Annotated in this window: 28 protein-coding genes and 1 tRNA gene; 26 read left to right on the top strand and 3 right to left on the bottom strand. The window is 68.3% G+C overall.

Annotation, left to right across the window (positions count from 1 at the left end):
• Positions 1-30: 30 nt before the first annotated feature.
• The 23 genes from Q331_RS22850 to Q331_RS0102360 all read left to right on the top strand — a co-directional run bounded on the left by Q331_RS22850 (position 31) and on the right by Q331_RS0102360 (position 19,741).
• Positions 31-1,137, top strand: coding sequence for a phage head morphogenesis protein (locus Q331_RS22850; RefSeq protein ID WP_051630410.1), 1,107 nt, complete (start codon positions 31-33; stop codon positions 1,135-1,137).
• Positions 1,138-1,238: 101 nt separating this feature from the next.
• A complete protein-coding gene (locus Q331_RS0102470) occupies positions 1,239-1,754 on the top strand; it encodes a phage virion morphogenesis protein (RefSeq protein WP_026379371.1) in 516 nt (171 codons plus the stop codon).
• A gap of 65 nt (positions 1,755-1,819) precedes the next feature.
• On the top strand, positions 1,820-2,866 hold the full coding sequence (locus Q331_RS0102465; RefSeq protein ID WP_026379370.1) for a phage protease: 1,047 nt from the start codon (positions 1,820-1,822) through the stop codon (positions 2,864-2,866).
• Complete coding sequence (locus tag Q331_RS0102460) at positions 2,866-3,255, top strand: hypothetical protein (protein ID WP_026379369.1); 390 nt, start codon at positions 2,866-2,868, stop codon at positions 3,253-3,255. Before Q331_RS0102465 ends, Q331_RS0102460 begins: the two co-directional genes overlap by 1 nt.
• 13 nt (positions 3,256-3,268) lie before the next feature.
• On the top strand, positions 3,269-4,162 hold the full coding sequence (locus tag Q331_RS0102455) for a Mu-like prophage major head subunit gpT family protein (RefSeq protein WP_026379368.1): 894 nt from the start codon (positions 3,269-3,271) through the stop codon (positions 4,160-4,162).
• Positions 4,163-4,231: 69 nt separating this feature from the next.
• On the top strand, positions 4,232-4,786 hold the full coding sequence (locus tag Q331_RS0102450) for a hypothetical protein (RefSeq protein WP_026379367.1): 555 nt from the start codon (positions 4,232-4,234) through the stop codon (positions 4,784-4,786).
• Between the two features lie 208 nt (positions 4,787-4,994).
• Entirely contained in the window at positions 4,995-5,426 is a 432-nt protein-coding gene (locus Q331_RS0102445) for a gp436 family protein (protein ID WP_026379366.1), read from the top strand.
• A complete protein-coding gene (locus Q331_RS0102440) occupies positions 5,426-6,022 on the top strand; it encodes a hypothetical protein (RefSeq protein WP_026379365.1) in 597 nt (198 codons plus the stop codon). The genes Q331_RS0102445 and Q331_RS0102440 overlap by 1 nt, the downstream gene beginning before the upstream one ends.
• Positions 6,015-6,296 carry a DUF2635 domain-containing protein gene (locus Q331_RS19610; protein ID WP_084174696.1) on the top strand — a complete coding sequence of 94 codons (282 nt, stop codon included), beginning with the start codon at positions 6,015-6,017 and terminating at the stop codon, positions 6,294-6,296. Before Q331_RS0102440 ends, Q331_RS19610 begins: the two co-directional genes overlap by 8 nt.
• Positions 6,297-7,790: a phage tail sheath subtilisin-like domain-containing protein gene (locus Q331_RS0102430; protein WP_026379364.1), complete on the top strand. Its 1,494-nt coding sequence runs from the start codon at positions 6,297-6,299 to the stop codon at positions 7,788-7,790.
• A gap of 32 nt (positions 7,791-7,822) precedes the next feature.
• On the top strand, positions 7,823-8,182 hold the full coding sequence (locus tag Q331_RS0102425) for a phage tail tube protein (RefSeq protein WP_026379363.1): 360 nt from the start codon (positions 7,823-7,825) through the stop codon (positions 8,180-8,182).
• A gap of 46 nt (positions 8,183-8,228) precedes the next feature.
• On the top strand, positions 8,229-8,729 hold the full coding sequence (locus tag Q331_RS0102420) for a hypothetical protein (RefSeq protein ID WP_026379362.1): 501 nt from the start codon (positions 8,229-8,231) through the stop codon (positions 8,727-8,729).
• Positions 8,730-8,843: 114 nt separating this feature from the next.
• Positions 8,844-11,237, top strand: coding sequence for a phage tail tape measure protein (locus Q331_RS0102410; protein WP_084174662.1), 2,394 nt, complete (start codon positions 8,844-8,846; stop codon positions 11,235-11,237).
• Positions 11,234-12,508, top strand: coding sequence for a DNA circularization N-terminal domain-containing protein (locus tag Q331_RS0102405; RefSeq protein WP_026379360.1), 1,275 nt, complete (start codon positions 11,234-11,236; stop codon positions 12,506-12,508). The genes Q331_RS0102410 and Q331_RS0102405 overlap by 4 nt, the downstream gene beginning before the upstream one ends.
• Positions 12,508-13,752 carry a phage baseplate assembly protein gene (locus tag Q331_RS0102400; protein ID WP_084174660.1) on the top strand — a complete coding sequence of 415 codons (1,245 nt, stop codon included), beginning with the start codon at positions 12,508-12,510 and terminating at the stop codon, positions 13,750-13,752. The genes Q331_RS0102405 and Q331_RS0102400 overlap by 1 nt, the downstream gene beginning before the upstream one ends.
• The gene (locus Q331_RS0102395; RefSeq protein WP_026379358.1) at positions 13,752-14,195 is read left to right on the top strand and encodes a phage baseplate assembly protein; all 444 of its coding nucleotides are present in this window, start codon (positions 13,752-13,754) and stop codon (positions 14,193-14,195) included. Before Q331_RS0102400 ends, Q331_RS0102395 begins: the two co-directional genes overlap by 1 nt.
• Positions 14,195-14,452: a PAAR domain-containing protein gene (locus Q331_RS0102390; protein ID WP_026379357.1), complete on the top strand. Its 258-nt coding sequence runs from the start codon at positions 14,195-14,197 to the stop codon at positions 14,450-14,452. The genes Q331_RS0102395 and Q331_RS0102390 overlap by 1 nt, the downstream gene beginning before the upstream one ends.
• A gap of 66 nt (positions 14,453-14,518) precedes the next feature.
• Positions 14,519-14,977, top strand: coding sequence for a phage GP46 family protein (locus tag Q331_RS0102385; protein ID WP_026379356.1), 459 nt, complete (start codon positions 14,519-14,521; stop codon positions 14,975-14,977).
• Positions 14,977-16,119 carry a baseplate J/gp47 family protein gene (locus Q331_RS0102380; protein ID WP_026379355.1) on the top strand — a complete coding sequence of 381 codons (1,143 nt, stop codon included), beginning with the start codon at positions 14,977-14,979 and terminating at the stop codon, positions 16,117-16,119. The genes Q331_RS0102385 and Q331_RS0102380 overlap by 1 nt, the downstream gene beginning before the upstream one ends.
• Positions 16,116-16,718: a YmfQ family protein gene (locus Q331_RS0102375; RefSeq protein ID WP_026379354.1), complete on the top strand. Its 603-nt coding sequence runs from the start codon at positions 16,116-16,118 to the stop codon at positions 16,716-16,718. Before Q331_RS0102380 ends, Q331_RS0102375 begins: the two co-directional genes overlap by 4 nt.
• Positions 16,718-18,085 (top strand): hypothetical protein, encoded by a 1,368-nt coding sequence (locus tag Q331_RS0102370; protein ID WP_026379353.1) that lies wholly within the window; start codon positions 16,718-16,720, stop codon positions 18,083-18,085. Before Q331_RS0102375 ends, Q331_RS0102370 begins: the two co-directional genes overlap by 1 nt.
• Before the next feature lie 3 nt (positions 18,086-18,088).
• On the top strand, positions 18,089-18,646 hold the full coding sequence (locus Q331_RS0102365; protein ID WP_026379352.1) for a DUF4376 domain-containing protein: 558 nt from the start codon (positions 18,089-18,091) through the stop codon (positions 18,644-18,646).
• Positions 18,647-18,745: 99 nt separating this feature from the next.
• Positions 18,746-19,741, top strand: a complete 996-nt coding sequence (locus tag Q331_RS0102360) for a hypothetical protein (RefSeq protein WP_026379351.1) — start codon at positions 18,746-18,748, stop codon at positions 19,739-19,741.
• A gap of 280 nt (positions 19,742-20,021) precedes the next feature.
• Here the strand turns inward: Q331_RS0102360 and Q331_RS0102355 are convergent.
• Positions 20,022-20,111, bottom strand: a tRNA-Ser gene (locus tag Q331_RS0102355).
• 139 nt (positions 20,112-20,250) lie between these two features.
• Here Q331_RS0102355 and Q331_RS0102350 point away from each other — a divergent pair.
• Both Q331_RS0102350 and msrA read left to right on the top strand, forming a co-directional pair.
• Positions 20,251-20,577, top strand: coding sequence for a hypothetical protein (locus tag Q331_RS0102350; RefSeq protein ID WP_026379350.1), 327 nt, complete (start codon positions 20,251-20,253; stop codon positions 20,575-20,577).
• A gap of 65 nt (positions 20,578-20,642) precedes the next feature.
• Positions 20,643-21,302, top strand: coding sequence for a peptide-methionine (S)-S-oxide reductase MsrA (msrA, locus tag Q331_RS0102345; protein WP_026379349.1), 660 nt, complete (start codon positions 20,643-20,645; stop codon positions 21,300-21,302).
• Positions 21,303-21,306: 4 nt separating this feature from the next.
• Here msrA and mepA read toward each other — a convergent pair whose 3' ends face one another.
• Positions 21,307-22,320, bottom strand: coding sequence for a penicillin-insensitive murein endopeptidase (mepA, locus tag Q331_RS0102340; protein WP_245615495.1), 1,014 nt, complete (start codon positions 22,318-22,320; stop codon positions 21,307-21,309).
• A gap of 138 nt (positions 22,321-22,458) precedes the next feature.
• Here mepA and Q331_RS19605 point away from each other — a divergent pair, with 138 nt between their 5' ends.
• The gene (locus tag Q331_RS19605; RefSeq protein WP_051630406.1) at positions 22,459-23,409 is read left to right on the top strand and encodes a glycosyltransferase family 2 protein; all 951 of its coding nucleotides are present in this window, start codon (positions 22,459-22,461) and stop codon (positions 23,407-23,409) included.
• 25 nt (positions 23,410-23,434) lie between these two features.
• Here Q331_RS19605 and Q331_RS22845 read toward each other — a convergent pair whose 3' ends face one another.
• Positions 23,435-24,568: an extensin-like domain-containing protein gene (locus tag Q331_RS22845; RefSeq protein WP_026379347.1), complete on the bottom strand. Its 1,134-nt coding sequence runs from the start codon at positions 24,566-24,568 to the stop codon at positions 23,435-23,437.
• Positions 24,569-24,661: the final 93 nt, after the last annotated feature.

The following is a 24,661-nucleotide window of genomic DNA, read 5'->3' as shown; positions in this document are numbered from 1 at the left end:
TGAAACCCCTTTAACGGGCGAGTTTGATCGATGCCGACGACTGCAGAAGCGCTCGATCTGCCATTCGAAGAGGCGATCTCTTTCTTCCGGCAGAAGGCGAATGTGCCGACCCGGCGCTGGAGCGATGTCTACGCGGCGGCCCATTCGCACAGTTTCATGGTGGCGGGCGCGGCCTCGGACGCACTCCTTTCCGACTTCCGGGCTGAGATCGACAAGGCACTGGAACAGGGCACGACGCTCGCGGACTTCCGCAAGGCCTTCGACGGGATCGTCGGCAAGCACGGATGGAGCTACACGGGCGGGCGCAACTGGCGCACCCGCGTTATCGTCGAGACGAACCTGCGCACCGCCTTTGCGGCAGGGCGCTACGCCCAGCAGACGTTGCCGGAGACGCTCGCCGCTTTTCCGTTCTGGCAATACCACCATTCCGGCTCGCTGCACCCGCGCGAGCAGCACCTTGCCTGGGACGGCCTCGTGCTAAGGGCGGACGATCCCTTCTGGACGACCAACTATCCGCCGAACGGCTGGCGATGCGGCTGCTTCACCACACCCGTGAGCGAGGCAGGCCTCAGGCGCCAGGGCAAGGCTGGCCCCGATCCGAGCCCGCAGCTCTCCTTCGAGACGAAGGTCGTCGGCGGGGTGCCACGCCAGGTTCCGAACGGCGTCGATCCCGGCTTTGAGTACAATCCCGGCCAGAGCTGGCTTTCCGGCGGGCGTCCGTTCGAGCCGGTCGCGGAGCCCGAAAGGGTCGCCCACTTCGCAAGGCGGGCGCTGGCGGGCGAACTGCCGGTCGGCGCGACAGTGCCGGTTGCCGAAGTCCCGGCCGGAGTCCTTGCCGACCTCGGGCTTGGCGAAGGCATGCGGGCGCGGCTCTCCGTCGATACGATCCGCTCTCATGCGCACCGCGCCGAAATCACGGCCCTCGACTACCAGGCGGCGGCAAGGCGGGCGCTTGCCGCCGGCGAAATATTCGAAGGCCCGCGTGGGCGGCTGTCCGGGATCGTGGAGATAAGCGGGCGCGACCACATCCTCGGCCTCAAGGCCACTCGGCTCGGGGAGTTCCTGGTGACGACGCTGCACCGCGGCCGGGCTGGGCAGCTCAAGCGGATTCGCGGATGGAGGCGGCTGGGGAGGTGACGCGCGCCGCGGGGCCCGAAGTAAACCCCGACACTGGCGATCGGAATATGGCTCGGCGCGCAGAACTTATGTAGGCTCTCGGTCCAGAAAGGGCAAGATTCGTGGCCGGCGCCTCAATCTCCATCACCGCAGAAATTCGAAGCGAGCGCGTAGAGCGCGCCTTCACGCGGCTCGTCGGCGTCATGGACAACACGACGCCGGTGATGGCGGCGATCGGCACCGGCCTCGTCGGATCGACGCATCGCCGCTTCGTCTCCCAGACCGCGCCTGGCGGCGAGGCTTGGGCGCCACTCCTGCCCGATTACGCAGCGGTCAAGCGCGGCAGCCGGATCCTGACCGCGAGCGGCCGGCTGCGCGATTCCATCAACTCGCGGCCGAGCCGCGACGAGGTCAGGGTCGGCACGAACACGATCTACGCGGCGGTTCACCAGTTCGGCGGCACGATCAAGCCGAAGAAGGCGTCGCACCTCGTCTTCCGGCTCGCCTCTGGTCTTGTCCTGGCGAAGTCGGTTACGATCCCGGCACGCCCCTTCCTCGGCATCGACGGGGAGGATGAGGAGATGATCGCCGACACTGTCTTCGGCTTCCTGGAACGCCACCTTCCGAACCGCCCGTAGATCCCGGCAATCGCCCGCCTCGGCGGACTGATGCACCGCCCGCCTCGCTTGCGATGGTCGGGCCGATGGACAAGGCCCTCAACTCGCTTGCGCATGCCCTGCCTGCCGCCGAAGGCGTGCCGGAATGGCTGCATCTCCTTCCGGCGGGCAGCTTTGCCGGCGAGGACGGGCGCGGCCCTTATGTCGTGAAGGACATGCAGGCGGTGATCGAGGCCTCGATCGCAGGCGGCCGAAAGCTGCCGATCGACGAGAACCATGCGATCGACCATGTCGGCGCGAAGGGCGGCGCCTCGCCGGCCCGCGGCTGGGTCGTCGAGCTGCAGGCCCGCGAAGACGGCATCTGGGGCCGGGTCGAATGGACGCCGACCGGCAAGACGCTGATGGAGGAGCGCGCTTACGGCTTCCTCTCCCCCGTCTTCCTGCACACGAAATCCAAGCCGCACCGGGTCGACAAGCTCCTGCGCGTCGCGCTGACGAACGACCCGAACCTGGCTTCCCTGAAGTCGCTTCACACCCACGAGGAAACCGACATGGAAAAGGAGCTCCGGGAGGCGCTCGGCCTTCCCGAAGACGCGGACAAGGACGCGATCCTTAAGGCCGCCACGGCCGCGCATGCGGCATCGACCAGCCACACCGCGCTCATGGCGCGTCTTTCGGAGATCTCCGGCGCCGCAAAGGACGCCAGCGAGAACGATCTCGTCATCGCCCTGCAGGCGAGGGTGTCCTCCTCGGCCTCCGGCGAAGACGAAAGCGAGGTCAAGGAGCTGCGCGAGCAGGTGAAGAGCCTCAACACGCAGCTCACCCAGGTCACGGCGGCCACCGCCCGCAAGGATGCCGAGGCGGCGATCGACGGCGCCATCGAGGCGGGCAAGCTCGTCCCGGCGCTGCGCGACCACATGATTGCCCGGCACATGAAGGAGCCGGGGGAGGTCGAGACCGAGCTGAAGGCGATGCCCGCCCTCAATGCTCGCTCGCTGCGCGACTACAAGCCCTCCGGCGAGGGCGACGGGTCCACCCTCTCGCCCGACGACGAGGCCGTCTGCTCGCTAATGGGCCTCGATCCCAAGGCCTTCGCCGAGACCTCCAAGAAGCTTGAAAGGAGCGCTGTCTGATGGCCGCGACGAAGGACCTCGAACGCCCGTCCCGCACGGGCGATTCCTACGGCTACCCGGCTGGCGCCAACATCCGTCACTTCGGGCGGACGATCGTCGCCGTCACCGCGACCCTGGAGACGGTGCTGCCGGACGACGAAGACGCCGTCGCCGTGGTCGGTCTCGCCGAGGAGCGGATCGACAACCGGGACGGTGCGGCCGGCGACCAGATCGTGCGCGCGCTCCGCGGCGTCTTCCTGTTCCCGGTCACGGACGCCGGCGCCGACGACATCGGCAAGACGGTCTACGCGGCCGACGACGAGACGCTCCAGCTCACGAACGCTGGCGGAGAACTCGCCGCCGGCACCATCGACGGCATCGACGCGGACGGCGTCTGGGTGCGCTTCTAAGGGGATCCGCAAAATGGATATCAACGCCTCGACGCTCCGCAGCATCTATACGGGCCTCTCGACGGCCTTCAACGAGCGTCTGGCATCGACCACGACGTTCTATGGCCAGGTCGCCATGACGGTAAACTCGGTCACCGCCATGAACGAGTATCCGCGCATGGACGACATGCCGGGCATCCGGGAATGGATCGGCGACCGCGTCGTCCACGACCTCTCGGCGCAGACCTACCAGATCCGCAATCGCGAGTTCGAAGGCACGGTCGGCATCAAGCGCTCGCAGATCGAGGACGACCAGATCGGCCTCTTCACGCCGGTGGCTGCGCAGCTCGGCCAGTCCGCAGCGCAGTTCCCCGATCAGCTCGTCTTTCCGCTGCTGAAGGCCGGCGCCACGACGAAGTGCTACGACGGCCAGAACTTCTTCGACACGGACCATCCGGGCTTCGACGAGAACGGCGGCGTCACCTCGGTCTCCAACTATCAGGCGGGCGGCAACGCGGCCTGGTATCTCGTCGACGACACCCAGGTGATGAAGCCGATGGTCTTCCAGTCGCGCAAGCTCTTCCAGCTCGTGCAGATGGACAAGGAGACCGACGAGAACGTCTTCTATCGGGGCAAGTTCGTCTGGGGCGTCGACGGCCGCTGCAATGCCGGCTTCGGCCTCTGGCAGCTCGCCTTCATGTCGAAGGCCGAACTCACCTCCGAGAACTATGCCGCTGCCCGCGCCGCGATGGGATCGATCCGCCGCCGCGATGGGTCCGTCATCGCGATCCGCCCGACCAAGCTGATCGTCCCGCCGAGCCTCGAAACCAAGGCGCGGCAGGTGGTCGAGGCGGCCCTCATCAACGGCGGCGACACGAACATCTGGGCGAAGACCGCCGAGGTGGTCGTCATCCCGCACCTCGCCTGACCGGCGGCCTGAGGAGGGCTGGCGACTTCGGCCGCCAGCCCGTTCCGGACAACATCGCAAGGACGCGAGATGGGCAAGATCGAAGTCTTCTGCAGGACGCCGGGCTTCCGGCGCCTGGGCCGGGAACATCCGGCCAGGAAAGTCTACGAGGCCGATCACTTCACCGAGGAAGAGCTCGTCATCCTCCGGGCCGATCCGGAATTCGAGGTGCGGATGGTCGACGGGGCCGATGCGGCAGCCACGGAGGCGCGCAACGCGGCCGCCGCCGGAGATCCCGGCGGCACCGCAGCAGCGCTTGCAGTTGCACCCGGCGCCGACGCGGCGGACCAGGTGAGCGACAACGGTGCGGGCCCGAGCGAGCCTCATCTCGATGGGACGCCCGGCAGTGGAACGGGCCCCGATGCCGGCCCGGCCCCGGCGGACACCGGCGAAGGCGGCACCACCTCACCCGAAACCGACCGTGTCGCGGCGATCCGCGGTGTGCTCGGCGAGATCGGCGACGACGAGAGGACGCGCGAAGGCCGGCCGAAGGTCGCCGTCCTGGAGAAGAAGCTCGGCTTCAAACCCTCCGTGGAGGAGATCGAGGCAGCCATGCAAGACGAGAAGGGACAAGCCGCAGGCTGAGGATTCCGCAGGGAGCGCCGCGAGGGGAAGGCTACGGCCCTTGCCCCGAAGCCCGTCGATGGGCTGGAGCCCGAAAGGGGCCATCGGGAACAGCGGCAAAAATACCGGGCCGGTCTGGTACTGCTCGCAAGGCACCCAGCACCCGTTGGGGGACCATCGAAGGTAGGAGCTCAGCTCGCCGGCCCGCACCATTTGAAGAGGAGCTACCGTGTACGCCAGTGTCGCCAACATGATCGAGCGCTTCGGCGAGCTGGAGATGATCCGGCTCTCCAAGCCCGATGATCGCACGGCCGAGACGGTGGACGAGGCGAAGATCGGTGTCGCCCTCGCGGACGGCGCCGCCCTCATCGACGACTATCTGCGCAAGCGCTACGTCGTGCCGGTCGCCCAGCCCCCCGAGAGCGTGGTTCGCGCGAACTGCGTTCTCGCCCGCTACGACCTGGCGCAGGGCGAACGCACCGAGCCGACCGAGCAGATGCGCCTTGCCCGCAAGGAAGTGATCGAGTGGCTGCAGGCGCTCGCCGGCGGTGCCGTCACCATCGATGCGCCGGCGGCCGGTGTCGGCAGCGGCGGCGCCGGCGGTGCACGCACGAGCGACCGCGGCCGTCCTTTCTCCGACGACAATCTGAGGGGTTGGTGATGGATCTCGCCGCAAGCCCGATCCGCACGATCGAGCCGCTTCTGGCGGCGCGGTTGCGCCTTGCCTTTCCGCAGAAGGACTTTTCGCTGGAGCGCATCCCTGCGGTGCTGACCGTGAAGGAGTTCGAACGGGTGCTGCGCCAGCCGCCCTTCCTCGGCCTCGCCTTCCTCGGCATCAAGCCCGACGCCAATTCCGGAAGGCAGCTGCAGGCGAAGATGCGCTGGCGCCTGATCCTGGTCGTCAAGGCGAGCCGGGACCTTTGCACGCGATTTTCCGGCGATGCCCATGAGATCGGCCTCGACGCCATGACGGATGTCGCCGTCGCGCTCCTGCAGGGCGCGGCGATCGAGGAGGTCGGCGATGTGAGCGTGACCTCGGTCGAGGCGGTCTACGCCGAAGGCTGGGGAGACGACGCGACCGTCGTCAACCAGGTGGACTTCGAGGTCGCCTTCTCATCGAGCCCCGCCGCCTTCCGTCTCGTCGCGGCGGACGATCTCGTCTCGATCGGGGCGACGTGGCTCATCGCCGATTCCGCCGATCCCGAAGAGGGGCCCGCAGCGCCCCAGGAAATCCAGCTTGGAGGCGAAGGTGCCTGAGGAGAAGAAGCTCGTCCCCGCCCGCGGCCGCTCCGTGCCGATGGAAGACGGAACGCCCTGGCCGACCGACGGCAAGGGCAGGCCGGCCCCGCGCGCGGTGCCCTCCACCAGCTACTACCGCCGTCGCCTGAGAGACGGCGACCTCGTCGACCCGAAAGCGAAGGCGACCCCTGCGAGCGAGCAGCCGGCGAACGAGCCGGAGGCCGTCGCCGAGACCGAGGTCGCTCCGCCGGCCGAGACCAAGAAGGGCGCCCGCGCCCGCAAGGAGAGCTAGATGTTCACGTTCGACGAGATCCCTTACGACTGGCTCGAGCCGGGCAACTATCTCGAAGTCACGCCGAACTACCGCAATGCGGGCATCTTCCCGTATCCGGTGCGCGCCCACATCGTCGGGCAGAAGCTCGCGACGGGCACGCTCGCGCCCGGCCAGGTGGTGGAGGTGGTGCGGCCCGAGCAGGCGATCGCGCTCTTCGGCGAAGGCTCGATCGGCGCGGAACAGGTCGCGGCGTTCCGCAAGATCAACAAGACGAGCCCGCTTTACGTCCAGGCGCTTGCGGACGCGGATGCCGCGGTCAAGGCGAGCGGTACCTTCGCCTTTGCGGGCGCGGTCTCTGCCGCGGTGGTGCTGCGCTTCCGCGTCGCCGGCAAGCAGGTTCGGTTCACGGCGGCCGCGACGGACACGCTCGCCCAGATGGCGACGAAGCTTGCCGCCGCGATCATGGCCGAGACCGGCCTGACGGTGACGGCCGCGGCGGCGGACGAGGTGGTGACGGTCACGTGTCGCCACGGCGGCGAGGTCGGCAACGATATCGATCTTCGCGTCGATGTCGCCGCGCAGCCCCTGCCTTCCGGGCTTACGGTGACGGTGACGCCCATGTCCGGCGGCAGCGGCAACCCGGATCTGCAGGACGCGCTCGACGTGATCGAGAATGACTGGTTTACCCATATCCAGCATCCGTGGAACGACGCGACCAACATGGCGGCCTTCGCCGTCGATCTCGCGCGGCGCTACCAGGCGATGTCCAAGCTCGACGCGCATGGCTTCGTCGGCAAGCGCGGCACCTTCGGCGAGCTCGGCACCTGGGGTGAGCTCACCAACTCGCCCTTCCTCACCTGCGCCGGCCTCAGCAAGCCGAAGTCGAGCTCCTGGATCCTGTCGGCGGTGTGCTGCGGCCTTGCCGCCGTCCACCTGACGAACGACCCGGCCCGGCAGCTGCGCTCTCTCGCGCTCAACGGCTTCGAAGGCCCCGACCCGGTCGACCAGTTCACCGAGACCGAGCAGGAGCTCCTCCTCAGGAAGGGCGTCGCGACCTTCGACCATCTGAGCGACGGCACCACCGTCGTCTCCCGCATGGTCACAACCTACAAGGAATCGAACCTCGGGGTTGCCGATCGCGCCTGGCTCGACATCATGGTGCCGGCGACGATGAGCCGGATCCGCTACGACTGGTCCGTCTACGTCTCGCTTCTCTACCCGCGGGCGAAGCTCCTCGACGACGAGGATTCGGCGGCCTTCGTCGGTCGCACGGACGAGAGCGACGAGGATGCCGGCAACTCGGTCGTCACGCCGCGGCGCATGCATGCCTCCTGGGCGGCCCGCTGCCGGCTCTACGGCAACAGGGCGTGGATCGAGAACGTCGAGCGGACCGTCAAGGAGAGCCAGTTCGCCCGTTCCGAGGACGACAAGAACCGCCTCGAAAGCCGCCAGCAGGTGGTGATCGTCGGCAATTTGATGGTGCTCGCCGGCAGCCTGGAATTCCAGGTCTGAGCGCGCCGGCAACCATCTGAGAGGAGAGAGACATGCAGACCCTCGGGCTCATCGACATCGTCTGGCGCGGCCGCAACATCCCGGTGAAGAGGGGCGCAAAGGTGACCGTCGGCGGGATCCAGAACGTCGTCGTCACCTACGGGCGCAAAACAGGGCGCGCCCAGGAATTCCGCGCCTCCGTGGTCAAGGCGACCTCCAACTTCGAGCGCGGCCAGCGCTGGGGCACTCTCTGGGATCCGGGCGAGGGAGAGCTGCAGGTCGTCTGCGACAGCGGCCAGACCTTCGTCTTCAACGACGCTTTCCTGACCGAACGCCCGGAGATTACCGGCGGCGAGGACGGCCAGTTCGAGCTCACCTGGGCCGCGTCCGCGCCGGAGGAAATCATCGGCTGACGCTCCGCGCCAACACCCTTTCGAAAACCTTTTGAAGGCAGGTTCCATGCCCGACACCAAAGCTGCAGGCCCGCGCGTTGCCGTCGATCTCGACGACGACGAAGAGACCATTGCCGAGACCCCGATCGACGAAGATGCGCCGGTCGTGCTCGCCAAGACGGACGATGAGGTCGTCGACGAGGATGCCGATCTCGATCCGCTCGACCGGCTACCCGCCCATGCCAGGCGCAACGTCGACGGATCGGTGACGCTGCCGCTTCTCTATCCAACCGAGTTGCGTACCAAGAAGGACGGCAGGATCCGGGAGAGGAAGTTCGGCGAACTCGTCTTCCACCGCCTCACCGGCGCCGACCAGCGCGCCATCGCGGCTGCGAGCGAGGAGATGCAGTCGATCGTCGCCTTCGCCCGCTCCACCCGCCTCAACCAGGCCGTGATGAACGCGCTCTGGGACAGGTTGGACGGGGCGGACATCGCGGCCGGCGGCCAGGTGATCAACAATTTTTTCGCGAGTGGCCGCAGGACTGGCAGGCGCAGCTCGGCGTCCTAGCCGAGGCGACCGGCTTCTCCGCCGACGAACTCGAAGGGTTCGACGCCGAGAGGCTCCTGTTCTGGTGGAACGCCGTGATGGCCGGCCGCGAGCTGATGAAGGACGCGGAGTGACATGTCCTCCCGATCGATGGCCCTCGATGTCCTGGTGCGGTTGCGGGACCGGCTCTCCGGACCGTTGCGCCGGCTCCGGAACAATCTTCGCTCGCTCGGCAACGCGGCGCGCCAGATCGGCTTCGTCGGCACGGCGATCGCCGCGATCTCCTTCCTCGGCCCGATCCAGGAAGCGGCCGCCTTCCAGCAGAAGCTCCTCGATATCGCCGGTACCGCGAATCTGACGGGGGAGGCCGCCTTCGACTTCGCCCGGCAGACGCAAGGCCAGTACGAGGAGCTGGCGGTCAAGATCGGGCAGAGCTCCGACACGATCGCCGATGGCGCCGGGCAGATGGTCGCCGCCGGCGGTCGCGCGGCCGAGATCGTCGACAAGGTGATCGGCACGGTCGGCAAGTCGGCGACGGCCGCCAATGCCGAGTTCTCCGACATGGCGGGCGTCGCCACCGCGCTCGTCAACACGCTCGACGTGCCCGAGGCCGGGCTGGAAGGCGCGCTTGCCGGCCTTGTGGTCGCCGGCAAGGAGGGCGCCTTCGAGCTGAAGGATATGGCGCGCTACTTCCCGCAGCTCACCGGCCAGATGAAGAAGTTCGGCATCGTCGGCCGGGAGGCCTCCGACCAGATCGCGAGCCTCCTGCAGATCGCCCGCAAGGGGACGAGCGATCCGGGCCAGGCGGCGAACAACCTGCAGAACTTCCTCTCGAAAGCGCTCGCACCCGTCACGCAGAAGAAGTTCGCGGATATGGGCGTCGACATCGAAGCGGTGATGAAGGACGCCGCAGCGAAGGGGATCAACCCGCTTGAGGCGATGATCCAGAAGATCGGCGTCCTAACCGGCGTCTCGGCCGATTCCATCGGCAAGTACATGGAGACGGCAAAGAAGCGCGGCCTTGAAGGCGGCGAGGCGCTCGACTTCGTGCGCCAGCAGCTGGAGGCGATCGGCGCGGCCGGCAAGCTCGGCGAGCTCTTCCAGGACCAGCAGGTCCTCGACTTCCTCATCCCGATGCTGGCGAACATCGAGGAGTACAAGCGCATCAAGGCCGAAGTCGCGGCAGCGACCGGCGGCATCATCGACGAAGATTTCAAGACGCAGATGCAGGGGATCAACCGGCAACTCGTCATCCTGCGCGAGATCGGCACGCAGGCGGTGCGCCGGGTCGGCATGGCCTTCGGGACCTGGCTTCCGGACGTCAACTCCGGCCTGATGATGGTGCTTTCCCTCGTCAACCGGCTGAACGATGCGACGGGCGGCTGGGTCGACCAGGCGCTCGTCGCAGCTGGCGGCGGGATCCTCCTGACCGGCGCGCTCGGGGCGCTCGGCCTGGCGCTTCCCGTCGTGGCCGCAGGGTTTTCCGCGCTCGCCTCGCTCGCGGCCGTGGCGCTGGGTCCGATCGGCCTCCTTCTCGGCGCCCTTGCCGCCGGCGCGATCTACATCTCCAAGAATTGGGATCGCTACGGACCCCGCATCATGCGCATGTGGGACCGCACGAAGCGGCGCTTCCAGGACTTCGCGCATGACGTGGTGAATCGCTACGGACCGGCCGTGCGCGACGGCGTCGGCCGCGCCTGGGAATGGGCGAGCTCGCGGGCGGGCGTCGCGATCGACCGGCTGAAGGCGGTGGGCGCCGGCGCGATGGATCGCGCCCGGATTGCCGTGGAAACCGTCGGTCGCTTCGCGCAGGGGTTCGGCAGGAACGTCGACCTCTCCGGCTTCCGAAAGGCGGCGGAAGAGCTCGCCACGACGTTCCGGACGCTTGGCGGCATCTTCGACGATCTGGACGCCTTGCTCGGCAAGACCGGTATCGACTGGAAAAAGCTCTTCGGCGAGGGCACCGAGGGGATCGGCTCCGTCCTCGGCAAGGAGTTCAGCCGGTTCGGTGAGGACCTCGCCGGGGTGGTCGCCTCGCTCAACGACTTCCTCGGCGTTGTCCGTAGCATCATCAGCATCCTCTCCGGGGACGAGCCCATTCCGTGGAGCAAGATGATCCCGGCGAGCGTCGTCGAGGCCTTCGAGAAGGTCGCGCAGGTTATCGAGAGGGTTAAGAGTGCGATCATCAGCCTCAAGGAGGCGGTCTCCGGCTTCTCCTTCTCCGGCGCGATGAAGAGCCTCAACGAGAGCCTCGGCGGCAACAATTTGCCCTCGCCGCCGGCGAACGAGAACAACCCGTCCGGGCGGATGCCGGGGGGCGTCGAGGGTCGGCGCCTGCGGCGCAAGCTCCGCCAGCGATCCTCACTCGAAGGCCGCAGCCAGGCCGCGGCCGTCATGCCCGCCCGCGCCGACGTCTCCGGCACGATCCGTATCGCCGTTGAAGGCCCCGGCAAGGTGGCGGGTGCCAGCTCGAGCAATCCGGGCGTCAGGCTCGCGCCCGATCGCGGCCGCGCGGTGGGGCGGGCATGATCCTCGACAGCGTCTCCGATCTTCTGCCCGGTCTCCTGCCGGGCGGCTATCGCGGCGTCGCCTTCGACGTGCCGGACACGCGCACGGAGGTCGGCCGGCGCATCGCCGAGCACCTCTTCCCCGGCCACGACATCGCCAAGTACGACGATCTCGGCCTTCTTCCGGAGGTCGTCTCGGTCGAAGGCGTCATCCTCGGCGACGACTACATCGCCAGGGCAAAGGCCCTCAGGAGCGCCTTCACGCGGCCGGGACCCGGTACGCTCATGCATCCCTGGCTCGGACCGATGCAGGTCATCGTCGACCGGCCTCCCGAGATCACTTTCTCCTCGCGCGAACTCCGCGTCGCCCGCTTCAGCGCCTTCTTCAAGCGCCTGCCCGGCGGCGCCCCGCTTTCGTCCTCCACTGCAGGCCTCGTCGCCGATGCAGCCGCTGTCCTCGCCACGGCCGCCCGGCGCCTCGTCCTGGCGCCGGCGGAACTGACGATCAGCCGGGTGCAGGCCTCGGCGGCAAAGAGATCGGCGCGGATCTTCGCCGACGCGGTGAGAGATGCGGCGGCGGCCATCCCGCGGGTGAGGGCGGGCGCCGGTACCGGGCGCATCGTGGCGACGGTGTCCTCCGCAAGAGCCGGCGCACCCGATGCGCTGGAGAGCCTGGTCTCCTCCACGGGAGAAGCCATGCTGGCGGCGGTTCCGGCGCTCACGGCGCCCGCGGTTGTGGTCGCGCCGGCCTACAGCGCACCGGAGACGAAGCCGGGTCTCACCGCGCTGCAGGGGCTGGAACTCGTCGTCGACATTGCTTCCCGCCTGACCGTGAGTTCTGCAGAGGCTCCGTCGGCCCCCGACCGGGCAATGCTCGCTGGCGCCGCGGCGCTCGTCCTCTCAGAGGCGGGCCCGATGCTGGGCCAGGCTGCGTTCCCGACCAGGCGCGAGGCGACGGCGAGCCGCAGCGCCATCGCCGGTGCGGCCGAGGCGCTGGAGGCGGCAAACGCGGAGCTTTCCGAGACGCTCTTTGCCAGTCATGCGAGCGCGGTAGGCCGCGCCATCTCCGACCTTCGCACCACGACGATCGCCGACATCAACGAGATCATCGGCCGTCTGCCGGAGGTGGTGGCGATCGTCACGGATCGGCGCGTCGACGCCTTCCAGCTCGCCAACCATCTCTTCGGCGACACACCGGCGGAGATCGAGCGCGGCTATGCCGACATCGTCGCGCGGAACCGACCGCGCCATCCGGCGGCGATCCCTGCAGGCCGTATCGAGGTAGCCCGCTGATGGCGTCGCGCGAGCTCCTGCCAGCTGCGACGCCGACGCGGCGCCTGACGCTGGAGATCGCCGGCGCCGGACGCTGCGAGGAATGGTCGGCTGCAGAGGTGGTGCGGGATCTGAAAGACTTCTCCGGCTCCTTCACCTTCATCCTCAGAGATGCGACCCGCTCGCTCGCCACCTTCGAATGGGCCTCGCCGCCGCCTGTCTTCCGCCTGCGGCCCGGCCCGGAGGTGCGGATCCTGATCGACGGCGAGCTCGTCCTTCACGGCTACATCGAAAAGGTCATCCCCGATATCGACGACGAACGCGCCGAGGTGACGATCTCCGGACGCGACAAGGCGGGCGATCTGATCGACTGCGCTGCCGCGCCGGACGGGCCCGGAGAATTCCGGCAGGTGAAGCTCGAAGAGGCGGCTCGGCGGGTCGCGGCGCCCTTCGGGCTCAAGGTGCGCTCGGAGATCGACACCGGCCATCCCTTCCCGCGCTATCCGCTGGACCTCGCCGAGACGGGCCTTGCCGCGATCGAGAAGGGCGCCAGGCAGAGGCACGCGCTGGTCACCTCCGACGGGACGGGCGGCGTCGTGATCACGCGCACGGGGGCAAGCCGGGCGCCGGCAGCCCTGACGCTGCCCGGCAACATGAAGGCGTCCCGCGCCGAGTACAGCCACGAGAACCGGCATTCCGACACCATCGTGCGGGGCCAGGCCGAGCGTGCCGGCGGACGTCGTGAGGGGCGCGCGGTACCGCTCGACGTCAACGGGGATCCGCATGCCGTCGATGAGCGCCAGGCGGGCGACGGCTCGGCGACCGAGCGCGAGCGCTACGGCACGGCGATTGTCGGTCGGGCCCAGGATCCGGAGATCACGCGCTATCGCCCGATCGTGCATCTGGCGAAGACACAGCCCGACGAGGTCTCCGCGACGGACGAGGCGGACTGGCGCATGCGGACCGCCAGGGCGGAGGCGGAGGATCTCCAGACCCGCGTTCACGACTTTCGGGCGAACGGCGCGCTCTGGAAGGTCAACCAGCTCGCCTTCGTCTCAGACCGCTACCAGGGGATCGAGCGCGACCTCCTCATCTCCCGCACCGTCTATCGCTACGACGAGAAGGGCGCCGAGACGGAGCTGACGCTGTCCTCGCCCGAGGCCTTCGACGCGCGGCCGATCGGCGGAAGGCGGACGAACAAGCGCTCGGGCGGCAAGGCGAGCCGCAGCGGCGGCGGGCTCGACGGAACGGCGGAGGCGCTCTGATGGACAGGGAAACGGCAGGCAAGCTGCGCGGCATGATCCGCCGCTGCACGCTGAAGAACGTCAAGGACGACGGCGAGATGCAGACCTGCTCGGTGGAGGTCGCCGCCGGCGTCTGGCGCGACGATGTCGAAGTGCTGCAGCCCTACGGCTTCGCCGCCCATGTGCCCGAGGACGGGGCACTCGGCATCGTGCTCGCCGTGGAAGGCGACGAGGGCAACATTGTCGTCCTGCCCGTCGCCAACCCGTCGAAGCGGATGGGCAAGCTCGCTGCCGGTGAGGTCGCCCTCTACAACGCCCATGGCGACAAGATGGCCCTGAAGCCCGGCGGCGATCTCGACATCCGCACCGGCGCGACGGTCAGCGTGAAGACGAAGAGCGCCGTCACCGTGGAGAGCAAGGGCAACGTCACGGTGAAAGCCGAGGGCGAGGGGCATCTTTCGTAATGCCGCTCATCGTCCGCCTCGGGGACAGCTCCACCCATGGCGGCAGGGTCGTCACCTCGGCGGCGAGATGGTCGGCCGAGGGCAAGAAGATCGCCCGCAAGGGCGACATGTTCGACTGCCCGATCCACGGCCTCAATCCGATCGTCGAAGGCTCTTCGAAATGGCTTTGCGAGGGGGCGGAGATCGCCCGCGAAGGCGATCACACGGCCTGCGGGGCGGCGCTCATTTCGGGGGCGGAGAGGTGGAGCTGTGACTGATGCGCCACTTGTCGCCCGCCCCGGCGGACTGAACCGATGGCCGCGCGCGCGATAGCGTCCCGCACAATGTTCTTCGACCTCGCCCTCGTCTACGACCGGCAGGCGCGCCGCTGCGACCTGGCGCTGAGCGACGACGGCGATCTCCTGGTCGATGAAACCCCGATCACGCCGATTCTCCTCTCCGTCGGGCTTGACCGGCGCGCCGATCCTGACGACGAGCTGCCGCAAGGCCGCACCCGCTTCCTGACGCCCGCCACCTTCTCCGAGCGCAGGGGCTCTGCCGGCGACGGTCTCGATGCGGCGGGCGAGCGGGCGGGCTCGCGCCTCTGGCTGCTCGACCGGGCGAAGGAAACCGAGACGACGCGGCTCCTCTTCGACGTCTGGCTCGGCGAGTGCCTGGAATGGGCCGAAGGTGAGACCGGAGTGCCGGCCGAGCGGGAGGTCGCCTGGGTGCGGCCGCAGACGCTCGCCTGGCGCGTCCTCGTCGAGGATGTCGCCGTCTCGCAGAAGCGGGAGCTCGGCTGATGCCGTGGCCGACGCGGAAGGCAAGCACGATCGCCGAGCGCATCGCGGCGACCCTTGAGGAGGCGATCTCAAAGCTCCGAGAAGATCTGAGCCCGCTTGCGATCTCCCGTGCGGTGCGCTCTGGGCGCGGCATGCTCGCGCAGCTCGGCCGCGCCGTGGCGTTGGAGCTGCGCGAGGTCCACGACCACATCAGCTGGTGGGGCCGCCAGTATTTCCCGGACACGGCTGAGGAGGAGTTTGTCTACCGCCACGCCGGCATCTGGGGGATCACGCCCCGGGGGGCGACCGCTGCGATCGGCACGGTGACGATCGAGGGCGCAGCCGGAACGGCGCTCCCCGCCGGCATCGAATTCGCCGGGTCCGATGGCACGGTCTACGTCTCCACCGAAGCTGGCGAGATCGCCCCCAACGGCGAGACGTCAGTGGCAGTAGCAGCCGTCGAGACCGGTACCTCAGGCAATCTCGAAGCCGGGATCCGGCTGGCCACCGTTCTACCCTTCCCCGCCATCACCCGCGTGACGGTCGGCGCAGAGGGCATCGCCGGCGGTGCGGCCGAGGAAACCTGGCAGGAACTCCGGCTGCGGCTCCTCGCCCATATCCGTCAGCGGCCGCATGGCGGGGCAGCCTTCGACTATCCGACCTGGCTTGAGAGCGAGTTCGACGTGCGGGCCGTCAATGTCGTGCCGGAATGGATTGGTCGTGGCTCCGTCGGTGTCGTCGTCGCGATCAAGGAAGGCACCTTCGGCCGGGCGCCCACGGTCGACGAGGTCGAGGCGATGCAGGTCTATCTCGGCCGCTTCGGCAAGCCCGAAGGTGTGCGGCCGGTGACCGCCCGCGTGGTGGTCGTCGCGGCCGATGTCGTGGAGTTGCCGGTGCGGCTCCGATTGCGGCCCGATACGGTCGCGGCACGCGCGGCGGTGGAGGAGGCATTCCAGCGCTTCGTCGCCACGATCGGCGATGATGACGACGAGGAGAATGCCGGGCCGATCGGCGCCAGGATCGAGCCGTCGCGCATCTCCGAAGCGATCTCGGCCGCCGCCGGCGAATACGCCCACGATCTCCTGGAGCCGACCGCCCCCTACGTGCTCGACCGCAAGGCCTATCCGGTGCCGGGCACCATCACTTTCGAGGCGGCCGCATGACCAGGTCGGCGGCGGAGATCCTGACGAGCCTCATCGGCAAGCGGCATCCCGGCTTCGCGCTCGGCAAGCGCGGCGGTGTGCTCGATGCCGTTCTTTCGGGCTTCGCGGCGCCGACAGCAGACGCCGAGGCCGAGGCCGAAGCGCTGATGGACGAGGTCGACCCGCGCACGGCGGTCAAGCTGCTGCCGGACTTCGAGCGGGTCCTGGGCCCCGACCCGTGCGGCCGCGATACGGAAGCTTCCTCGGTGAAGGAGCGCCAGCGCATCGCCCATCAAAGGTGGATCGCCGGGGGCGGGCAGTCGATCCCGTACTTCATCTCGATCGCGGCCGCTCTCGGCGTTGCCATCGAGATCGAGGAATTCTGGCCGTCGAGGGCCGGCGTGCTGCGTGCGGGCGACCGCCTCGTCGCCGAGGGCGAGCAGTTCATCTGGCGCGTGAAGCTCGCCCCGCTCGGTTCGATCAAGTTCCGGGCCGGCGCCGGGCGCGCCGGCTATCCGCTCGGCTGGATCATCCGGTCAGGGATCGAATGCGTGCTGCAACGGCTCGCGCCCGCGCACACGACCCTGGTCTTTTCCTACACGCTTGAGGAGGGCGCCTGATGGATCGCGTCAACGGAGAGGGCTGGGTCGATATCGGCGGCGGCCGCCGCGGCTTTCGCAGCGAGAGCATCGCTGGCGGGGCCGATGGGACGGAAGTGACGGCCGCATGGCTCAACGCCGTGCAAGAGAACCTCCTCAAGACGATCGAAGCCGCCGAGCTCTTACCTGACCCCCTCAACTGGGCGCTGCTCGCCCAGGCCGTCGCCCGGCACGCGGCCGGCGGTGCCTGGTATGGCACGGGCGGCGGCACGGCCAACGCCCAGACGGTGACGTCGACCGGCTCTTTCGCGGTCCCTGACGGACTGTTCGATGGCATGGCTGTCCGCTGGCTGCCCTCTATCACGAATACCGGCGCCATGACGCTCGACGCATTCGGGACCGGGGCGCGCGCTCTCCAGAGCGTCGGAGGGTACGCGCTAGCAGGCGCCGAAATCACCGCCGGGCGCCCGGCTGAGGCGCAATACTCGTCTGTCGCCGATGCCTGGCTCCTGGTGCCCTGGACCCTGCCGCCCGGCGCCTACGTGCCGGCGCCGGACCGGAACATCCTGGTCAACGGCGATCTCGCCATCAATCAACGTGTATTCGCGGGTGGTGCGCTCGCCGCGGGCGATTACGGCTACGACCGCTGGAAGGCGGGCGCCGGCGGGTGCGCGGTCTCGGTCTTAGGCGGGGTCGTCACACATGCATCCGGCTCCATGGTCCAGGTGATCGAGAGTCCCGACCTCGCCTCGGCCGAGGTGACGGTGTCTGTGGAAGACCTGGCCGGCGGCGGGCTCGACATTGATATCGACGGAGCGACGTCGACAATCGCGCCCGGCGGCGGCCGCCGGGGCGCGACGCTGACCGTGCCTGCCGGCGCGATCGGCAATGTCACGCTGACGCTGACGCCGGCCGCCGGCGCCGTTACCTATCGCCGGGTGCAGATGGAGCGCGGGCCGGAACCGACGGCCTGGGCGGGCCGGGACTTCTCCGTCGAATTGGCGCGCTGCCAGCGCTATTACTGCAAGAGTTATCTTATGGCCTCGCCGCCAGGAAAGGACCTGTCGCCGGGTGGCGTCGACAACAACATGGTCGAGCCGGGCAGCTGCGTCTTTACGCAATTGCCATGGCAGAAGCCGAACGAGACCTTGATCCAGATCACCGCCTTCTTCCCGGTGGAGATGCGCGCAACGCCTACAGTCCGCCACTGGGACAGCCTCGGCAACCTGTCCCGTGTGTCAATCTGGACCTCGTCGGGCGGCGCCCACGCAGCAAACAATACGGCCTATGGAGCCCCGACGGTCAGCCCGCGCCTCATTCGGCTGCACCGCTGGTACGGGACCGAATACGGGTTCTTCTTCGCCTATGACGCGGACTCGGAGCTCTAACCCATGTTCATCGAAGACGCCCGCTTCGTCGCCGGCCCGGACGGGTCGCCTATTGCCGTCACCGCCAGGATCAACGGCGTCGAAATGTCCTCGATCCCGCTCGACCCGGGAAACCGCCATTATGCGGCGATCATCGCCACTGGGACCGACATCACGCCCGTGCCTGATGCGGAGCGGGTCGCTGCCCGCCGGCAGGTGATGCGCGCGTCGGTCGACGCGGAGCGCGACCGCCGTCTTGCAGCTGGCTACCCCACCGAGATCGACGGATCACCGGCGACGCTGCAGACGCGGCCCGCGGATCGCGCGAACTGGCAGACGGCGGCGATCCGGTACGCCACCGAGATCGCAGCAGGCAACGGGGCGATCGCCGGCGCGACAATCCGCGACGCCGACAACGCCAACCACACGCTCAGCTTCGCGGACGCGCACGCGATCCTCATGGCGATGGCCGACCACGGCGTGGCGATCCTCGCGCGGTCCTGGACGCTCAAAGACCAGATTGCCGCCGCCGAGGACGAAGCGGCACTCGACGCAATCGACATCGAGGCCGGCTGGCCGTGAGCGCCCAGCTCGCCAATACCAGCAGAGTGTGCCGATGACAGCTACTGGCTGCAGGCGCCACGTTGCCGATCGACGAGAGCCCGAGTAGTTATCGCTGTCATGGACATTGAGCGGGCGCAGTGGGCAGCATTCAACCGGACGGTGATCGGCACCATGGTCGCCCTGTTCCTCGCAGCAGGCGCCGTCTCGATCGCCTTCGATCCCTTCGGCGTGTTTTTCCCCTCGCGCGAATCCCATCGAGCCGGCATTTGGTGGCACCCGCGTATCGCGCTGCCCATCATCGCAACGTTGCGGCGGCCTGACATCGTGGTTCTTGGCTCATCACGCGTTCGCGACGGGTTCGATCCGGCCAGCTTTGGTCCCGATGCGTCTGCCATGAACTATGGCGTCTCAGGCCTCCTGATCGACGAGATGACCGTCTATGCGCGGCAGATCGCGCGCCTGAAGCCGAAGCTGGTGCTCCTTGGCTTCGACTTCTACATGTTCAACCCGCACCGCGATCATCAGCCTGGGTTCAGCGCGAGCTATACCGAACCGTTGGCGCCTTATCGCAACGCCGGGTATATGACGATATCGACGACCGCCTTCGACATGATTTGGACGGGTCTAAGCGATAAAGAACTTGTTCTGCCCTCAGGCTTCCACCGGCGTCAGAGATCATCAGACCTCCCCGCAGCGATTGAGGCGAGTGTGGACGGTTTTCATTCGACGGAGTGGTTGTACGGGGATATTGCAGGCTTCGAAGCGAAGCTTGGAGGCGCCCGGGAGATATTCCGCGCGTTCCGCCAGAACAACGTCAATGCAGTTGCGTTCCTCAGCCCCGAGCATGTGGCTGTTCAGCGGCGCTTTGCTGAGCGCGGCATTGGCGATCTTCCGAAGCGGTGGCGCAGCGAGATGGCTCGAATAGCGGCCGAAGAGGGCGTTCCGCTCTGGGATTTCTACGACGAGAACCGGATCACGCAATCGACAAGCGCGGATTTCTACTTCGACGGCAGCCACTACACTCCCCAGGTGGGATGCATGATGGTCGAGACGATGATCGATGCACGCTGCGCCACCGAACCGCCGGTCGCCTTCGTCTCAGAGACCTCCTAGCCCCCGCAGAGCGCTCTCATCTCAATCCGCCTCTGTGAATTCCGCAAACGGTGCCCCGCAGCCTGACGGTCGTTCAACAGCGCTTCAATGGCACGCGAACGGGGACCATTTGATCTTGCGCGGCGGCCCATTTGATCTTGCGCGCTACAAGATGTAGCGCTGACGAGCGCGCTACAAGCTACATGACGTCTGGCGAGGCCGCCCCGCCCACCGCGTCACGCCATACGGTATTCGGGTGCCGCCGGGGCGAAAATCACGACTTATGTCAGGAGCTTAGGTATGGCGGAGGGAGAGGGATTCGAACCCTCGAGACGGTTTCCCGCCTACACGCGTTCCAGGCGTGCGCCTTCAACCACTCGGCCACCCCTCCAGCGGGCTCCCCTTTATCGAGCGAGAGGCGCAAGAGCAAGGCGTCGCGAACACGATGCGGCGCGATTGCCTGCCGGGGAGGAAAACTCTACCTATGAGCCGACAAGCGGCGGCGCAAGCCGCAAGGCAAAGCTGAAGGCATGATCCGGTTTATCCTGCGCTTCCTCGCCATCTGGCTGATGGCCGCCGGCCTCGTCATGGTCGTCATCGACGGCACGCGCTCCATTGCCGAATCGCGCCTGCTCTTCACCCCGCTGGCGGAAACCTGGTCGAATTGGGCAGCAACGAGCCTTGCGGCCTTTCAGACGGCGATCGAGACCAGCCCTTCCGCCTGGATGTGGGGCGGCGCCGCACGCTTCCTCCTCGCCGCGCCGACCTTCGCCATCCTCTTGGTGGTGGCGCTCCTCTTCTTCTGGCTGGGACGGCCGCGCCGGCGCTTCCAATTCGCCCATGAGCGGGACCTTTAGCTGAAGGCACGCCGCCCCATATCTTCGCCAGGAGTGACCTCACCAGGAGAGACAGGGAGCCTGCCATGTTCGGCCTCGACCGCCTGCTCAAGAAGACCGCCATGCCGAGCGCGGAGGAAGCGCTGCCCGGCCGCGCCGAGCCCATCGCAACGGCCGAGACGCATTTCGTCAGCGGAAGGGCGCTCAAGGGTCCCTATCCGCAGGGCATGCAGATGGCGCTCTTCGGCCTCGGCTGCTTCTGGGGGGCGGAGCGCGTCTTCTGGCAGAGCGAAGGCGTTTGGGTGACGGCGGTCGGCTATGCCGGCGGAACAACGCCAAACCCCACCTACCGGGAAGTGTGCAGCGGGCGCACCGGCCATAACGAGGTGGTGCTGGTCGTTTTCGATCCCGACAAGGTGAGCTACAACGAGCTTCTTTCCCGCTTCTTTGAGGCCCACGACCCGACGCAGGGCATGCGCCAGGGCAACGATGTCGGCACGCAATACCGCTCCGGCATCTACGTTTTCGACGCGGCGCAGCGCCGCCAGGCGGAGGCGGCCAGGCAAGCCTACCAAGAGGCCCTGCGGGAGAAGGGGTATGCGGCGATCACCACGGAGATCGTCGACGCGCCGAGCTTCTATTTCGCCGAGGATTATCATCAGCAATATCTCGCCAAGAATCCCGGCGGCTATTGCGGCCTCGGCGGCACCGGTGTCGCCTGCCCAGCCGTGCCGGAAGCGGCCTAGAACCTCAAGGCCGCGCCGGACGCGGCCGCGGCATATAGGGCAGACCGACGAGCGCGGCGGCCGCCGGGCGCATATCGCGGGCCTTGGCAAGCACGGATGGCGGCACATGCCCCTCAAAGGCGGCGAGCGCGGTCTGGGTGCCCGCGCGCGTTTCGGCGGCCAGCACGCCCCGGCAGGCGGAAGGCAGGGCCGCCAGCGTCATTTCGCGCTTCTTCGGCGCCGGCTTGGAGGGCTTTGCCGGTCGGTAAGGCTCGTCGCTGTACCACCAGGCGAGCGCCCCGCCGCAGCCGTCGTCGCTGCCGGTGGCGCGCTGCGCCTTGCAGCCGGGCGAGCCGTCCGGGCAGAAGAGGCGCACATGCATATGATAGTTGTGGCCCCAATAGGGGCGCACCTTGGCGAGCCAGGAACGGTCCCCGCCGGCCTCCTCGCAGAGCCGCTTCTTGATGCCGGGCGCGACCAGGATGCGCTGCACGGATGGATGCATCGCGGCGCGGCGGATGAGACGGCCATGCGCCCTGGTCCAGACATTCTCATAGACCTCGTGCGGGCCCGGCTTGACCACCGGCACCGCCGACATCTCCTCGCGCTCCCTGGCCGACAGGCGCCGGCTCGGCATCGGCGTCAGCCAGATATCGGCATCGAGCCCAATCTGGTGCGAGGCATGGCCGCTCAGCATCGGCCCGCCGCGCGGCTGCGACAGATCGCCGACGAGAAGCCCCGGCCAGCCATCCTTCTCGGCCGCTTCGCGCGCCAGCCATGTGACGAAGGCGACGAGCTGCGGATGGCCCCAATTGCGGTTGCGCGACAGGCGCATCGCCTGCCAGTGGGGGCCGTCGACCGGCATCGCCTCGCCGCCGGCAAGGCAGCCCTTGGAGTAGAAGCCGATCGCCTGCGCGCGCTGGGCGGAAGGAAGCTGCTTGGCGCCGAAGAGCTGCTTGGCGGCAGGCTCCGCTTGCGCCCCTGCCCCGAGAAGAAGGGCGGGCGCCAGAAGAACGACGAGGCGGATGAATCGCAGCATCGCGGCTACCATAACACGGGCGCCGCCAGCCCAGAAGATCGGCGATTTCCAGACGAGGCGAGCCTAAATCCTAACGGGGTGTTAACCCGTCAACCGCTAGAAGCGGGCGAGGTTTGGCGGCTTTCCCCGGGGGGATCGATGACCCATCTTTCGGCCAGCGAGGGCCTGCGCGTCGCCGTGCTCTTGCCCTGCCGCAACGAGGCGGCGACCATCGAGAAGGTGGTGCGCGGCTTTCGCGAAGCGCTGCCTGAGGCGCGCATCTACGTCTTCGACGAGGCCTCCACCGACGACACGGCACGCATCGCCGGCAAGGCGGGCGCCAAGGTGCTGCGCGGCGCGGGACCGGACCGGGGCGCCGCGCTGTGGCGCATGTTCGCCGATATCGAGGCCGATATCTATCTCATGGCCTCCGGCGACGGCGCCTGCGAGCCGGCGGATGCCTCCTCGCTCATCAACGCGCTCGTGACGGAACGGCTCGACATGGTGATCGGCACCTCCGCGAGGCTCGGCGGCGCCAAGGCGGAAGGGGCCTCCTGGGCCGGCGGCGGCTTTGCCGAAGCCTATCGCCGGCTCTTCGGCGCAGGCTTTTCCGATCCCTTCGGCGAGCGCGCCTCGCCCTACCGGGCGCTGACGCGGCGGCTCGTCAAGAGCTTCCCGCCGGTGGCGCCGCGGCTCTCGCCGGAGACCGCACTCACCTTGCATGCAAGCGAGCTCTCCATCCCGGTCGCGAGCCTGTCGCTCGACGGCGGCCGCCCGGCCCCGCGGCACCGCAAGGAACGCTCGCTGGCGCGCCTTGGCGGAGAGGCGGCAACGCTCGCGCGCATCATGCTGGAAGCACGCCCGCTCGCTCTGTTCGCCACCTTCGGCGCCATCTTCGGCCTCATCGGCGTCCTCATCGCCCTGCCGCTTCTGGCGGCAGCGCTCGGCGGCAGCCCGGCAGGCGCCGGGGCGACGATGACGGCGATGAGCGCCCTGCTTCTGGCGGCCTTCGCGCTGGCGACCGGCTTCGTCCTGGAGAGCCTCAGGCGCGCCCGGCTGGAGCAGAAGCGCATCCTGTTCCTTTCCGTGCCGGCGCTGGGCGTCCAATAGCGCCCCCTTGCGGCAAGACCGGTGACTATTGGCAGATCCGATAGTCGCCGCGTCGCGCGGCAAGGTCGAAGTGGAAATGCGAGGCATGCTCGGCGTTGACGCCGGGGCCCAGGACCGTGGTGAAATAGCGACAGGCACCCTCACGGATCTCGCGCTGGAAGAGGCGTTCGCGCTCTTGCTCCTCCCGGGCCTTCGCCTGCGCGGCATCCTTGGAAGCGGCGCTCTCGGTGTCGATGCTCGCCTGCCTTTCGCCCGTCGTATCGCCGGCCTTTTCATCGCCTGAGCGCATCCCTTCCGCCGGCTCGGCCGAGTTTGCCGCGTCGCTATCGGGTGCGTCCCGGCCAAGCTGCGGGCGCGGCCCGCCCAAGGCGTGCGTGATGATCGCGTCTTCCGCCCGCCTGACCGTGGCCGACCCGGTATCGCGCAAACGGAAGGCGAGCGGCGCGCGGTCCGCAAAGACGATGGCCGAGATATCGATGGCGTTGGCGCGGGCGTGCTCGGAGAGCTTGGCCTCAGGGTCGCCGTAGCGCTTGCGGCAGACATAGGCGGAGTTTTGCCTCACGCCGGTCGGAAGCGCCCCCTCCAGATGCTCCTCCGCCGCCGGCAGCACGATCTCCTTCAGCCATTCGGCCAGCGCCAGAGCGGTGGCGCAGTTCAGCCTCGCGGCGGGCCGAAGCTCAATCTGCGGCAAGGGCCGCGTGAGCGTGATCGGATGCGGCACGAAGCAGCCCCCCTCCTCGTCGATCGGCTGCGCAAGGTCGAACTGCGCGCCGAGGGCGGTAAGGCGGGCCCTGCAAGCTTGAAAGGCGGCCTGCCTTTCGGCGACCTCGCCAGCGCTTTCCTGCCGCCGCTCGCCGCCCTGCGTGCCTCGCGCCGCAGGCGCCCGGGGCGCCGCCGCCTCGTCCCTTGGCTTGGGGATGGCGGGCGCGCCTTCCGTTTCCCCGCCCGGCATAGCCTCTCCAGGCGCCAGGGCCGCGTCCGGCTCCGCCTGTGAGGCGAGAGCGGCCTGGCGTGCCTCCGGGACCGGCGGACGCGGGGTCGGAAGCTTGGCGATGCCGGCTTCCTCGGGCCGCGGGCGCGGCAGGTCCACCGCCCAGGCGGCTGGCAGGGAGAAGACAAGCGCGCCGGCAAGCGCGGCGGCAGCCAGGCGGCCGCTCACGAAACACCTCCGCCGCATGCCGGGCGAGCATGCCCGCGCGCTCGTTGGCGGCGCTGTCTTTCGCAGGCGGACGATGATGGGTGAAATCCTTGC

Origin of the sequence: Afifella pfennigii DSM 17143 (assembly GCF_000688515.1) — a bacterium.
Lineage (GTDB): Bacteria > Pseudomonadota > Alphaproteobacteria > Rhizobiales > Afifellaceae > Afifella > Afifella pfennigii.
The sequence above is the reverse complement of the archived record's forward strand: the minus strand, read 5'-3'. Positions and strand labels throughout refer to the sequence as shown.